Consider the following 12,604-nt stretch of genomic DNA (forward strand, 5'->3'; position numbering starts at 1 on the left):
CACTGCCGCGCGGAGACGACCGGCCGCAGCAGCTCCGGCTGGCGCTGCTCGCCCGCCGCCATCATTTCCAGCATCCGCACCTCGTCCCGGCTATCCGGATAGCCGATCGACAGCCTCATCATGAAGCGGTCCATCTGCGCCTCCGGCAGCGGATGCGTTCCTTCGTCGTCAAGCGGATTCTGGGTGGCGATCAGCAGCCAAGGCTCCGGCAGCCGCCGGGTTGTCCCGTCCACAGTGACGCATCTCTCCTCCATCGCCTCCAGCAGCGCCGACTGCGTTCGAGGCGATGTGCGGTTGATCTCGTCGGCCAGGACGATATTGGCCATGATCGGACCTTCGCGATAGATGAACTCGCCCGCTCTGCCGTCCCATACCGAGCCTCCCGTCACATCGGCCGGCAGCAGGTCCGAAGTGAACTGGATGCGCTGGAAGCGGCCTCCCGTCAGCCGCGCGAGCGCGCGGGCCAGCAGCGTCTTGCCGACTCCCGGCACATCCTCCAGCAAAATATGGCCGCCCGCCAGCATCGCCGCGGCAGCGAGTCCGATCGTCTCCCTTTTGCCCAGCAGCACGCTCTCGGCGCGAGCCTCCAAGCGCGCGATGAGCGCCTGCTTCGGCTCCGGCAACTCCTCCGTCCCGTTCGGACGATGACCGGGCGTCTCCTGCGGCTGCGGTTCCCTGTTCAGCATTTCGATTCCTCCTGCTTTTTCCGGATTCTATGAATCTTTCATGCTATCAGTCTCTCCACCGCAAGGAAGAAATAGACCCCGAAGCCCAGGATCGCGGAATAGAACGGATCCCTCCTCTTTCTTCCTCTCAGCTTCAGCTTGCAGAACCGGGCTGGCCGACGCCGAGCTCTATCGGTTGCTGGAGTTCTAACGAAATGCAAAAAAAAGCCGGGACCGCCGCCGGTCTTGGCCTTTTTTCGGCATGGGTCGCCGAGCCGCTCGCCACGTTCCCGACCGTTTCCGCGTGAGCGATGTCCGCAATGGACTGGGTGCCGCAGCCCGAGGAATGGGCCGCCTTGCCGGCAGCGGTCGTGCCGCTCCCTTCCGCATGGGATGCTTTTCCGCTTGCCGTCGTATGGCTGCCTTCCGCCTCCGAGCAAGGCCCGGAAGGGTCCCGGCTGCAATCGGGGATGGAACGAGCCTTCTCCATCAATCCGTTTTCAAGCTCTTTTCATCCCAACGCACAGCCGGATTTCAAAAAGAAAGGAATACGGCAAATAGGCCGACCGGAAATCCGGTTGGCCTTTGCTTTTGAGATTTTAATGATGGCTTTGCGATCGTTTTTGCGATGGCATTTGCAATTTGCTTTTGCACATGGCCTCTGCTTCCGGCCTCTTGATGTCCCCTCTTTTATCAGCCTCTATCGGCATCTGCAATCCGTCTTTGCAATCAGCATCTGCTTTCCCTCTCTGTCATCTTTGCAATCAGCCTTTGCAATCCATCTTTGCAATCAACCTTTGCTTTCCCCTCTGCTGCGGCCTCTGCTATCGGCTGCTATCAGCCTCAGCCTCTGCTATAAGCCGCCGCTATCAGCCTGGCTTCTTCACTATCCTTTAAGCGGCCGCCTTGCCGGAATCCAGAGCCACGTCCGTCCACACCTCGACAAGCCCGGCCGAGCTGCTCATCTGCACGGCACGCTGTCCGAGCAGCTCCAGCAGGTCGGTCAGCGGCGCCCGCAGCGTGCCGGCCGGCTGCTGGAACACGAGCTCCCGCTGCAGGCTGCCGCTTGCGCCGCTGCCGGCGGTGATGGCGGCGGTTCCTGACGCGGAATCCCATTGCACCGAGCCTCCGAGCCCTTCGACGACGCGGCGGACCGGTACGGACAGCTTGTCTCCATGCAGCGAATAGTCGCCGTAAGCAAGCTTCAGATCTCCGAGCGGAGTATGAAGGAGAAGATCCGCATCGAGAGTGCCGTACGCCTTTCCCTTTTCCGTTTTACCGCTGCCGGCAGAATTTGCAGGAAGGCTGTGCGGCTGCGTCTGGCCGACAGGAGCTATCGCCGGCACCGAGATTTTGTCCCCGTCGTCTGCGGCCAGCCAGGACTGGCTCGCCCTCAGCTTGCCGCTCTCCGCCGCGAAGGCGGCCGCTTCGCCTGGAAGCGGCGCGGGCCGCTGCCATTTGAGCTGCTTTGCCAGCGGGAACAAAGGAACTTCGGCGGAAGGAGTGACGGCAGCGAAGCTGTAGCCCTTGTCTTTGTAGTAAGCGATAATGGCCGGAAGAGCTTTGACCGACTCGGCATGGCCGGTGCCGTCATGCAGCAGGATCGTCATCTCATGCTTCAGCGGCGCCGAAGTCGCGCCGGCGACGATTTCCTTGGCCGGCACTCCGGCCCGCTTGGAGTCGCCGCTGTCCACATTCCAGTCCACCATCTTGTAGCCCGCATTTTTCATCGCCTCGAAATAACCCGAGTCGAAGTTGCTGTACGTGCCCCCTGGAGCCCGCACCAGATCCGTCGCCACTCCCGCTTCCAGCAGCGCTTTCTCCGTCCGCACCGTCTGCTCCGCATAACCGGCGAAGCTGCCGTAAATCTCGGAGTAGACATGATCGTAGGAATGGTTGCCGATGGAATGGCCGGCCGCCTTGACCTTGCGCACCAGATCCGGACGCTCCTCGACATGGCGGCCGACCATGAAGAAGGTCGCCTTGATTCCATTTTTCTTCAATATATCCAGCACTTGAGGCGTGTAGATGCTCGGCCCGTCGTCAAAGGTCAGGTAAACGGTCGGCTTGGCGGGACGCTCCGGAGCTGCGCTCTTGCCCGTGCCTGCAGCAGAAGCCGCGGCGCTCGTCCCGGCCGTTCCGCCAGCCTCTGCCGTAGCTTCCTTGTCCGCTTCAGGCGCCGTGCCGGAATCACCCTGGCCTGCCTGAGCCGCGTCTGCTGTCCCCCCGTCCTGTCCGGCGCCGGAAGCCCGCTCCAATGCCGCGATCAGCTGCTTCTCCGTCATGCCGGACAAGGCGATGCTGTTCCATCCTGCGGCCGCTCCGCCTGAATTGCCGGACCCGGCTTGTCCCGCAGCAGCGGAGGCCGCTCCCGGCGGAAGCGCCTGGCCCGCTTGAGCGGCTGCTCCATCCGAAGCGGGCGGTACTGAAGCCGCGGCCATCGCTGCAGGCGGTTCCGCTGTCAGCGCCCTGCCTGGAGCGAGAGAAGTCCACTCGCTGCCGAATCCCGTCAATCCTGTCAGCAGCGCCGCAGCGGCTGCCATCAATCGAAGCGTACTTTTTCCCATGAATGGATGCACCCTTTCTATGAAAAACGAATCCTCTTTGCTAGATTCTATGTGAGAGGGTCCGGCTCTATGACAAGCTTGTCCCATCCATTTCCCGCCCGCTGCCGCTACTTCTTCAAGCCCGGCTTCGGCCTTCTCTGCGACCAGAACGACCCCAAAGCCTCCGGGTCGTCCGTGAGGATGCCGTCCGCCCCCGCCGCCGCCGCCTTGAGCGCCTGCCGCTTGCTGTCCACCGTCCAGATGAACGTATGCAGGCCGCTGTCGTGGATCATCTTCACCTTGAGCGGCTTGGCGAGCTGCTTGCGGATATTGGCATAATCGGCCCATTCCGCCATGGCGTGCAGCGCTGCAGGAGTCAGCTCCTTGTCTTCCGAGATCAGCACGCCCAGCGGGATCGACGGCAGCAAGGCATGGACCTGCTTGAGCGCGGGAATGTGGAACGACTGGATCATGACAGGCTCTTTCTTCCAGGGCGGGCCGTTCACCGCATCCTGCAGCCGGATTTCGCCGTTGATGCCGCAGCGTCTCATGAGTTCCGCCACCGCCTGCACGAGGCCCGGCTGCCGATCGGCATCCTTCAGCTCGATGAGCAGGCCGATGCGGTTGTAATAACGCAGCAGCACATCCTCGAGCAGCGGAATCCGCTGTCCGGCGAAGCGGGGAGAGAACCAGGCTCCGGCGTCAAGCCGCATCAGCTCATCCGCCGTGCGGAGCGAGGCCCTTCCCTTGCCGCCGGTCGTCCGTTCCAGGTTTTCGTCGTGGAGCACAAACGGGATTCCGTCTGCGGACAGCTGGACATCCAGCTCGATATAATCGGCTCCCTGGCGGACAGCCAGATCGAAAGCCGCCAGCGTGTTCTCCGGCGCATAAGCCGAAGCTCCCCTGTGCGCGAGAATGAGCGGGCGGGCCGGGGCCTCGGCTGAAGCTGTCCGGACCGGCACCTTCGCTTTGAAGGCGTCTGCGCGCGCAGGCAGCGCTTGCAAGAGAAGCAGCGCCGCGCAGAGGCCGATCCCCATTTTTGCCGCACCCGGCCCGATTCTCTTCCATCCGCTTCTCATGCCTTATCCCCCTTGGAGTTCCCTTTATGTCTACTATGTCCCAAAAAGGAGTTATTTACCACTGCAGCACAAAAGCCGCGTTTGCGGCAGACGAGATCTGCCCGCAAAAGCGGCCTTATAGATGTTCAAGAGCCGAAGCTCCGGGAATTCATTCCCTTCAGCCGGGATCCGGCGCAAGGCTTGCCAGCACGTCGGCGGCGTGTCCCTTCACCTTGACGCCCCGCCATTCCTTGACGAGACGGCCTTCCTCGTCGATGAGGAAGGTCGACCGGACCACGCCCATATATTCCCGGCCGTACAGCTTCTTGAGCTGCCAGACGCCATAGGCTTCGCAGGCGGCATGCTCCGGATCCGACAGCAGCGGGAACGGGAGCCCGTGCTTGTCCCGGAATCGGTGATGGGACTTGACGGGATCCGGGCTGATGCCGAGAATGACGGCTCTCTGGCCGTCAAAATCCGGCCAGGCATCGCGGAAATCGCAAGCCTCCTGCGTGCAGCTCGAAGTCAGATCCTTGGGATAGAAATACAGAATGACCTTTCGTCCGCGGTATTGGCTCAGGGTGACGGTCTCCTGCTCTCCTCCCGCAGCGGGCAGCGTGAAATCAGGCGCCGGCTGTCCCGGCGCTAGCGTGGCTGACATGATGGTTCCTCCTTGGCGGACTCTCGTCCCTTTGCGTGACATCCGTTCCGCTGCGGCAAGCCTGCCGCCTCATGCAAGGCGGCTCTCAAGGCTACGAGCCTGCGCCCCGGTATCTCTTGACCCCGTGGTTCCATACGGCCATGCCGATCGTCATGAAGACGATGCCGACAACCGGCGTCAGCAGCGCGAGCTGCGACAATCCGTCTCCATGGTCTCCGAGGAAATACGAAGCCGGGATGACGCCCACGAAGGCGAAAGGGATGAGCCAGGTGAGCAGAAAGCGGATGACTTTATTGTAGATATTGACAGGATAGCGTCCGTAGTTCTGGATATTGAACATCAGCGGCAGAATGCCGGTCGGCGCATCCGAGTAGAACGAGATGGCCGTCAAGGCCGTATAGATGCCTCCATACACGAGCACCGCCCCGAGCACAAGCACAATCATGACGGGAATGTCCCACCACTCCAGGGGCAAGCCCAGCTTCAGCCAGCAGGAGACCATGATGGCGATGCCCGCCAGGGAACCGATGAGCGAAGGCGGATCCATATTCTCCAGCGTCACCTGGAACCAGTTGTGGGCGGGGCGGGTCAGCACCCGGTCCATCTCGCCCTTGGTAATGTAGCGGTCGCTGAAATTCCACAGATTGAAGAACGTTCCGAAGATGCCGAACGGCACCATGAAAAACCCGTAGACGAAAATGACTTCCGCCTCGCTCCAGCCGCCGAGGGTCGGCGTATGCTGGAAGACGACTAGGATGAAGATGAGGTTGGCCGCCTGGAAGCTGAGATCCGACAGCACCTCGATCCAGAAGTCGGCCCGGTACGTCAGCTTTGTTTTGGCGTAGTTTTTGAAGTAGTCCATCAGCAGCGACAAATAGAAACGCAGCTTCATCGCTCAGCCCCCCTGTACGAACAGCCGGGTTCGCGCGGAACGCCATACGAGCGCGATCGGCAGCAGCAGAATGAGAAACCAGAGCAGCTGCAGGCCCAGGACGCCGCCGATCTCGCCGGCGGGAGTCCTGCCCGTGAACACCGAGCTGGGCAGATAGGTGATCGCCTGGAAAGGCAGCCATCTCATGGCGCCCTCCAGCCAGCCGGGAAAAAAGCTGATCGGGACGATGACGCCCGAGAACAGATCGACCGCCACCCTCTTCAGCCGCATCATGCCTTCGCTGCTTTCGACGAAGAACGCCGCCAGGCCGGTCAGGATGTTGATCTGCGAGTTGATCAGGAAGCTGAAGAACAGCATGACCAGATACACCGCCCAGATGCCGGGATCGGACGGAAGCTTCACCGGGAACAGCAGGCAGGCCAGAGCCATGCCGGGAATCATGAACAGCAGGAAGCGGAAGATGCCTTCCCCGAACCCCTGCATCATCTTGACGACCAGGTAGTTGTAGGGCCGGATCATCTGGATCGCCACGCTGCCGTCGCGGATTTCGTTGCCGATCTCCCGGTCCAGATTATTGAAATAAAAGGCCCGGGCCATCCAGGATACGGCGACGTAGGTGGTCATTTGGCTGACCGTGAATCCGCCCAGCGTTTCCTGCGCCCCGTAGATGGCCCCCCACAGGAAGTAGTAGGCCCCGATGTTAATCGCATAAATAATGATGCCGCTGTAATAGTTAACGCGGTAAGCGAGCATCATCAGGAAGCGGATCCGGATCAGGTCCAGATAGGCGCTAGCCACGGTTCACCGGCCCCTTCCCTTTCGCCCCTGCGAGGACAGGCGTTCCGGCATCGGCATCGCCCAAGGCGTCCCCGCCGTCCCGGTCGTCCGGATCCAGGGCGTCCCGCCCCGCCGGCTGCAGAGGTCCGGCCGCGGAGGCGGATGCCTCCTCCAGTTGCATGGACGGCGATCCTCCGCCCGAGGCTTCCGCATTCACGCTATCCGCGGCGGCCGGCGCATGCATCGAGCGTCCTTCGTCATCCGGGCCGGAATCGTCCGGTGTTTCTCCGGCAAGCTCCGCCGCCCTCGCCTTGCCCGGAGACTGGGCATCGCCGGACTGGTAGATTTCGCGCACGATCTCGTCGGTATTCGTCTCGATGATCTTCATGTCGCGGATTTCCAGGCCCGCGTCGCCGACGACTCGGGCGAGCGCTTCGGACACGTTGACCTCATGCGGCAGCCACATTGCGGCCGTCACATCGTTGTCCAGCCTCCACTCCACGCCTTCCAGGCCGGAGGTCAGCGCCCTCAGACGGTCCGCCTGCACCCGGGAAGCGAACTGGAACACGATCTCGCGCCCGCGGCTCCAGCGGCTCTTCAGCTCTTCCAGGCCGCCGTCATAAATAATGCGCCCGTCGTCCAGCATGATGACTCTGGAACAGAGCGCTTCGATATCCTGAAGATCATGGGTCGTAAGCAGAATGGTCGTGCCATGTTCGCGATTCATCGTTTTCAGGAAATCCCGGATTTCCGTCTTGACGACGATATCAAGCCCGATCGTAGGCTCGTCCAAGAACAGGATGGACGGATTATGCAGCAGGCTGGCGACGATCTCGCAGCGCATCCGCTGGCCGAGGCTCAGCTTGCGCACGGGACGGTTCAGCAGCTCGCCCAGCTGCAGCCGCTCCACCAGCTCATCCAGCCGCTTGCGGTAGTCCGCTTCCGGCACCCGGTACACCTTGCGCAGCAGCTGGAACGACTCGACGACGCCGATGTCCCACCATAGCTGGGATCTTTGGCCGAACACGACGCCGATCCCTCCGACAAACTTCTCTCTGTCCTTATGCGGCACGTAGCCGTTGACCCTCAAATGGCCGGATGTCGGCACGAGGATGCCGGTCAGCATCTTGATCGTGGTCGATTTCCCAGCCCCGTTCTCTCCGATATATCCGCAGATTTCCCCTTGGGGAATCTCGAAGGAGATGTCCTTCACGGCGGCTACCTCGCGGTATTCGCGTTTGAATAGATCCTTGAGGGCCCCGGACAGCCCCTCGCGGTTTTTCTGCACGCGGAATTCCTTGCGCAGATCCCGCACCTCTATAGCCGGCTTCTTGCTCATGCGTAGCTCCTCTCGTAAGGCGACTCGACATTTCCCGGGAAATTGGGAGTGATTTCCTCTCCCGCGGTTAAAACTTGCGTCCAACCGACCCCGGATTTATAATTTTATGATATGTTACGACAGCCAGGGGAAGCAAGCCGGACAGCATTCCCCAGGATCGGCCAGCAGAGCCCATAACCCGGCGGCCGGCTGCATGGCCGCCTTGCTCCAACGCGTCGGACAGGCTCCAATTGCCGCCTCGGGGTTCAATATCCCGACTTTTCTGCCGATTTGTTCCGTTAGAATCCATTTCAGCCTCAACATGCGAAGGGAGTTACACCGCCGAATGGAAAGCAGAAAAAGTCGGCAGCAGGGCTCATCCAAGCCGAAGCCGCCAAAACGAAAGCGCCGGACTTGGTTATGGGTGCTCTTCAGCGTCCTGCTTATTATGGCCGCTGCCATAGCCTATTATATTGTCGACAATGTCAGAGCGCTGGATGAGCTCCAGAAGCCGCCGGACAAGTCCAAATTTACCCAGTTCGAGAACAATGCCTCTCTGGAGCAGCCTCCCGAGTGGGAAGGCAAGGAGCGCGTGAACATCCTGTTCATGGGCGGGGACGGACGCGAGAACAAGAGCCCGAATGAACCGGCCCGCTCCGATTCCATGATGGTGCTGTCGATCGATCCCGTCACCAAGAAAGCCCATCTCTTCTCCCTGCTTCGCGACACGTACGTCAGCATTCCCGGCCACGGGAAGGGCCGCGCCAACGAAGCGATCGTGCAGGGCGGCTACAAGCTGTCGATGCAGATGATCAGCGAGCTGACAGGGCTGGAGATCCAGTATTACATCTATACGGAATTCGAAGGCTTCAAGTCGCTTGTCGACGCCATCGGCGGCATCGACATCGATGTCGAGAAGAGGATGAAATACACCGACAACGCCGACGGCAACCGCTACGACATCGACCTGCAGAAGGGCTACCAGCATCTGAACGGCGACCAGGCGCTCCAATACGTCCGGTTCCGCCACGATGCGACGAGCGACTTCACCCGCACCGAGCGCCAGCGCAAGTTCCTCAGCGCGGTCGCCGTCAAGATGCAGGATCTCGGCAACATCACCAAGCTGAGCTCGATCATCCGCAGCGTCAGCCCGTATGTCGAAACGAATCTGTCGTCGGACGACATGTTCAAGCTCGGCCAGCTCGGCTTCGGCCTCCGCAATGCGGGCACCGCCCAGCTGCCGCCGAGCGATCTGCTGGCCGACGAGAAGATCGGCGGCGCATCCGTGCTCACCGTCCGCAACGAAGCCAAGCTGCGCGACTATGTGCAGGAAGTATTGACGGAGGATGATTCCCAGCCGGATCCTGCTTCGAATGCCGGCGCGGACAATGCTTCGAATGCCGGGACAGGCAGTCCGTAGCCGCGAAGTTTGCGGCTGGCAGCCGGCCTGGATTGCCTTTAACCTGCAAGGCTGAACCAACCTTTCCTGCAAAGCTGAATCATCCTTTCCTGCAAGGCTCAATCAACCTTTGCCTGCAAGCAGGCTATCTCCGACCGACCGTCTGAACTGAAGCCTGGACCCATTAGGGCAGGACCATCCCCCGAGGATGCGTCTTGCCCTCCTTTCTTGACGGCTGCGCGGCAGGCGGCTCCCCGGCTGGAGCCGAGTGCTTCCTGCCGGCCAATGCCTGCAGCCCGCTTTCCGCCATTCTTTCGCGGCTCTGGCCGATATTTCCGAATTGCCGAGCCGCCCTTATCACTCCATTCCAACCCTTACTTTCCAGGAGGCCTATCATGTCCCTTTCAACCGATCCCTTCGCCGTCCCCGGCTCTTCCCGCGCGCGCTCCGAGGAGCTGTACGGCGAAGCTCTCCAGCATATCGTCGGCGGCGTCAACAGTCCGAGCCGCTCCTTCAAGGCGGTCGGCGGCGGCGCTCCCGTGTTCATGAAGCGTGCCGAAGGCCCTTATTTCTGGGATGTCGACGGCAATAAATATATCGATTACCTGTGTGCTTACGGTCCGATTATTACGGGCCACGCCCATCCGCATCTTACGGAAGCGATCAGCCGGGCTGCGGCCAACGGCACGCTCTACGGCACGCCGACGGAGCTTGAGATCAAGCTGGCGCGCATGCTGAAGGACGCCATTCCGTCCATGGACAAGGTCCGCTTCGTCAATTCCGGCACAGAGGCCGTCATGACGACGATCCGCGTCGCCCGGGCATACACCGGCCGCAACAAGATCATCAAGTTCGCCGGCTGTTACCACGGCCACTCCGATCTCGTGCTCGTCGCCGCCGGCTCCGGCCCGTCCACGCTCGGCATTCCGGACAGCGCGGGCATTCCGCAGAGCATCGCCAGCGAAGTCATCACGGTGCCGTTCAATGATATTCCGGCGCTGAAGGCGGCTTTGGAGCGTTGGGGCGGCGAAACGGCCGCCGTCATGGTGGAGCCGATCGTAGGCAACTTCGGCATGGTCATGCCAGAGCCCGGCTTCCTCGAGGAGCTGTGCCGCTTGACGCGCGAAGCCGGAGCTCTCGTCATCTATGACGAGGTCATTACGGCGTTCCGCTTCCACTACGGCAGCGCCCAGACGTTCGCCGCATTCCCGGATCACGCCGCCATCGAGCCGGATCTGACCGCGCTGGGCAAAATCATCGGCGGCGGGCTGCCGATCGGCGCCTACGGCGGCCGCAAAATCATCATGGAGCAGGTCGCTCCGCTCGGCCCCGCCTATCAGGCGGGCACGATGGCCGGCAATCCGGCCTCCATCGCCTCCGGCATCGCCTGCCTGGAGGTTCTGCAGGAGCCCGGCGTCTATGAGCGCATGGACCGACTCGCCGCAGGACTGGCGGACGGACTGGCCGATCTTGCGGCCCGCCACGGCATTCCGCTGACGGTCAACCGGATCCGCGGCGCTTTCTCCACCCACTTCTGCGACCATCCGGTCACCAATTACGACCAGGCGCAGGATACGGACGGCGAGCAGTTTGCCCGCTTCTTCCGCCTCATGCTGGAGCGCGGCATCTGCCTCGCGCCATCCAAGTACGAAGCCTGGTTCCTGACGACGGCGCATGCGGAAGCCGACATCGCCCGGACTCTGGAGATGGCGGCAGAATCGTTTGCAGCCATGTCCAGCTAGAAGTCCAAGCATAGCTGCCAAAAAAGAGCGGTCTCCGGAAGTCGTTTTTTGACTTCTGGGACCGCTCTTTTTATGTGGAGATCGTTTACTTGTTCTAGGGTGCTGCATAGTGTGCTTACCGAACCGGACCCAGCGCAGTCTGCCGAGTCTCGTGTCGAGAGAATGCTTAAAGCTCCGGTCCGGCTAGACAAGCTTCCCCAAAGCGCCCATAAGGCTTGTTTGGAGTCTTAAACCCTGCTTCAGGCTCAAATGCAACGCGGCATCGGCATAGAAGCTTTGAATCGGATCCATTCCAGCAGCATCTCTCCGCCTTTCGCGGATGGAAGAGAGCCGTTGAGCACGAGATCCGCTTGCCAGCGGGTCGGCTCCACGTAGCGGTCATGCCGCGGCCGCACCAGCTCCAGATACTCCCTGACCGTTTCCTCCTGCGTGTATTTGCCGCTCTTGAACTTGCCGAGCCTGCGGGCCAGCCGCTCGTCGGAAGGACAATCGACAAAAACTTTATACTCCAGCATGTCCGCCAATTCCTTGACGGCAAACAGCAAGAATCCCTCGATCAGGACGATGTCTTCTTCCTCCAGCGCCTCCCGAAGCTCCCGTCCGACCGCGTCCAGATCCAGAGCGTCCGGATGGTTGAAGTCCTCATACTCTTGGCCGCTGAGCGAGGCGATCGTCCGGGGGCGCTGATCCCTGTAGAACTTGTCCATAGGAATCACCCGGACGCGGAACTCCGCTAGATTTTCCGCCAAATAACGGCTCAAGGTCGTTTTCCCGCTGCCTGTACCTCCCGCGATGCCAACGCATAATGCCATGCTCTCTCCTCCTGCCGATTGCACTGTGACCCGCATCCATCTTGTCTTTGCTCATCCTGTCCCCGCCTGCTCTTTCCGTCGACTAATTCATTCCATTCTACATTCCGCCCCTGCAGTCCTACCCAGCTCTCCGCCGGCAGAAGATAATACGTCAGGAAACCAAGAATGCTCAGCCTCGTCTTTCCCCATCCAAGCCAGCATAGCTGCGAAGAATAGAGCTTCCGCAAGCGGCGCAACAAGCCTGTCTGCGCTCGTTCCTGCAACGTGAGGGAGCAGCCGGGATATCAAGGGAGAGGCATATCTGCCGGGCTTGCACATAGGTTACCTAGTAAGGAGGAGGAGACATGATCATACCGCTGAGCATAGCGGCCAGCGCCGCCGCTTTCGTCGTTCTGGTGTTCTTCGTCATCCGCATTCTCAATAAAGGCATGAGCACTCTCGGCGAGACCAACCGCACCCTCTCGGAAGTCCGCAACGCCATTCACGGGCTGACCGACGAATCCAAGAAGCTGATTCATACCGCCAACCTGATCACGGCCGACGTCAAAGGCAAAATCCGTACGGTAGAACCGATCTTCGAATCCGCGCATGACGTCGGAGAAGCGCTTCACAGCGTAACGAGAACCGTCAAGCAAGCAGCCGCCGCAATCGGGGACGTGCTCCACCCCGCGCCGGAGACGGAAGCGCCGAAGAAAAAAGCGATTCAAATCAACTTGAAGTAAAGGGGAGATCCG

11 protein-coding genes and 1 pseudogene are annotated in these 12,604 nt (G+C 61.0%); 3 read left to right on the plus strand and 9 right to left on the minus strand.

Translation table 11 applies throughout. The annotated features are described in order from the left end of the window. The 8 genes and pseudogenes from BN871_RS05900 to BN871_RS05935 all read right to left on the minus strand — a co-directional run. Nucleotides 1-686 (minus strand): MoxR family ATPase (locus BN871_RS05900; protein WP_157060216.1); only part of this gene is annotated, 686 nt, incomplete at its 3' end. A gap of 133 nt (nt 687-819) precedes the next feature. After that, on the minus strand, nt 820-1,158 hold the full coding sequence (locus BN871_RS05905) for a hypothetical protein (RefSeq protein WP_157060217.1): 339 nt from the start codon (nt 1,156-1,158) through the stop codon (nt 820-822). Between the two features lie 400 nt (nt 1,159-1,558). Continuing rightward, entirely contained in the window at nt 1,559-3,232 is a 1,674-nt protein-coding gene (locus BN871_RS05910; RefSeq protein ID WP_198156168.1) for a polysaccharide deacetylase, read from the minus strand. A gap of 107 nt (nt 3,233-3,339) precedes the next feature. Continuing rightward, nucleotides 3,340-4,290 (minus strand): glycerophosphodiester phosphodiesterase, encoded by a 951-nt coding sequence (locus BN871_RS05915; protein WP_021879685.1) that lies wholly within the window; start codon nt 4,288-4,290, stop codon nt 3,340-3,342. Between the two features lie 157 nt (nt 4,291-4,447). After that, a complete protein-coding gene (bcp, locus tag BN871_RS05920) occupies nt 4,448-4,930 on the minus strand; it encodes a thioredoxin-dependent thiol peroxidase (protein ID WP_048744996.1) in 483 nt (160 codons plus the stop codon). A gap of 91 nt (nt 4,931-5,021) precedes the next feature. Next, nucleotides 5,022-5,822: an ABC transporter permease gene (locus tag BN871_RS05925; RefSeq protein WP_021879683.1), complete on the minus strand. Its 801-nt coding sequence runs from the start codon at nt 5,820-5,822 to the stop codon at nt 5,022-5,024. 3 nt (nt 5,823-5,825) lie between these two features. Continuing rightward, nucleotides 5,826-6,620, minus strand: a complete 795-nt coding sequence (locus tag BN871_RS05930) for an ABC-2 family transporter protein (protein ID WP_048744997.1) — start codon at nt 6,618-6,620, stop codon at nt 5,826-5,828. Nucleotides 6,621-6,897: 277 nt separating this feature from the next. After that, nucleotides 6,898-7,938: pseudogene (locus BN871_RS05935) on the minus strand (ATP-binding cassette domain-containing protein); the annotation flags it as partial. 325 nt (nt 7,939-8,263) lie between these two features. On the opposite strand from BN871_RS05935, the gene BN871_RS05940 reads away from it, so the two are divergent. Both BN871_RS05940 and BN871_RS05950 read left to right on the plus strand, forming a co-directional pair. Beyond that, nucleotides 8,264-9,337 (plus strand): LCP family protein, encoded by a 1,074-nt coding sequence (locus BN871_RS05940; protein WP_048744998.1) that lies wholly within the window; start codon nt 8,264-8,266, stop codon nt 9,335-9,337. Between the two features lie 374 nt (nt 9,338-9,711). Next, nucleotides 9,712-11,058: a glutamate-1-semialdehyde 2,1-aminomutase gene (locus BN871_RS05950; protein WP_048745000.1), complete on the plus strand. Its 1,347-nt coding sequence runs from the start codon at nt 9,712-9,714 to the stop codon at nt 11,056-11,058. Nucleotides 11,059-11,303: 245 nt separating this feature from the next. Here BN871_RS05950 and BN871_RS05955 read toward each other — a convergent pair whose 3' ends face one another. Continuing rightward, nucleotides 11,304-11,870 (minus strand): uridine kinase, encoded by a 567-nt coding sequence (locus BN871_RS05955; RefSeq protein WP_048745001.1) that lies wholly within the window; start codon nt 11,868-11,870, stop codon nt 11,304-11,306. 344 nt (nt 11,871-12,214) lie between these two features. Between BN871_RS05955 and BN871_RS05960 the strand changes: the two genes are divergently transcribed. Beyond that, a complete protein-coding gene (locus BN871_RS05960; RefSeq protein WP_021879678.1) occupies nt 12,215-12,592 on the plus strand; it encodes a DUF948 domain-containing protein in 378 nt (125 codons plus the stop codon). Nucleotides 12,593-12,604 lie beyond the last annotated feature (12 nt).

This window comes from Paenibacillus sp. P22 (assembly GCF_000469945.2).
GTDB classification, from domain to species: Bacteria; Bacillota; Bacilli; order Paenibacillales; family Paenibacillaceae; genus Paenibacillus_O; species Paenibacillus_O humicus.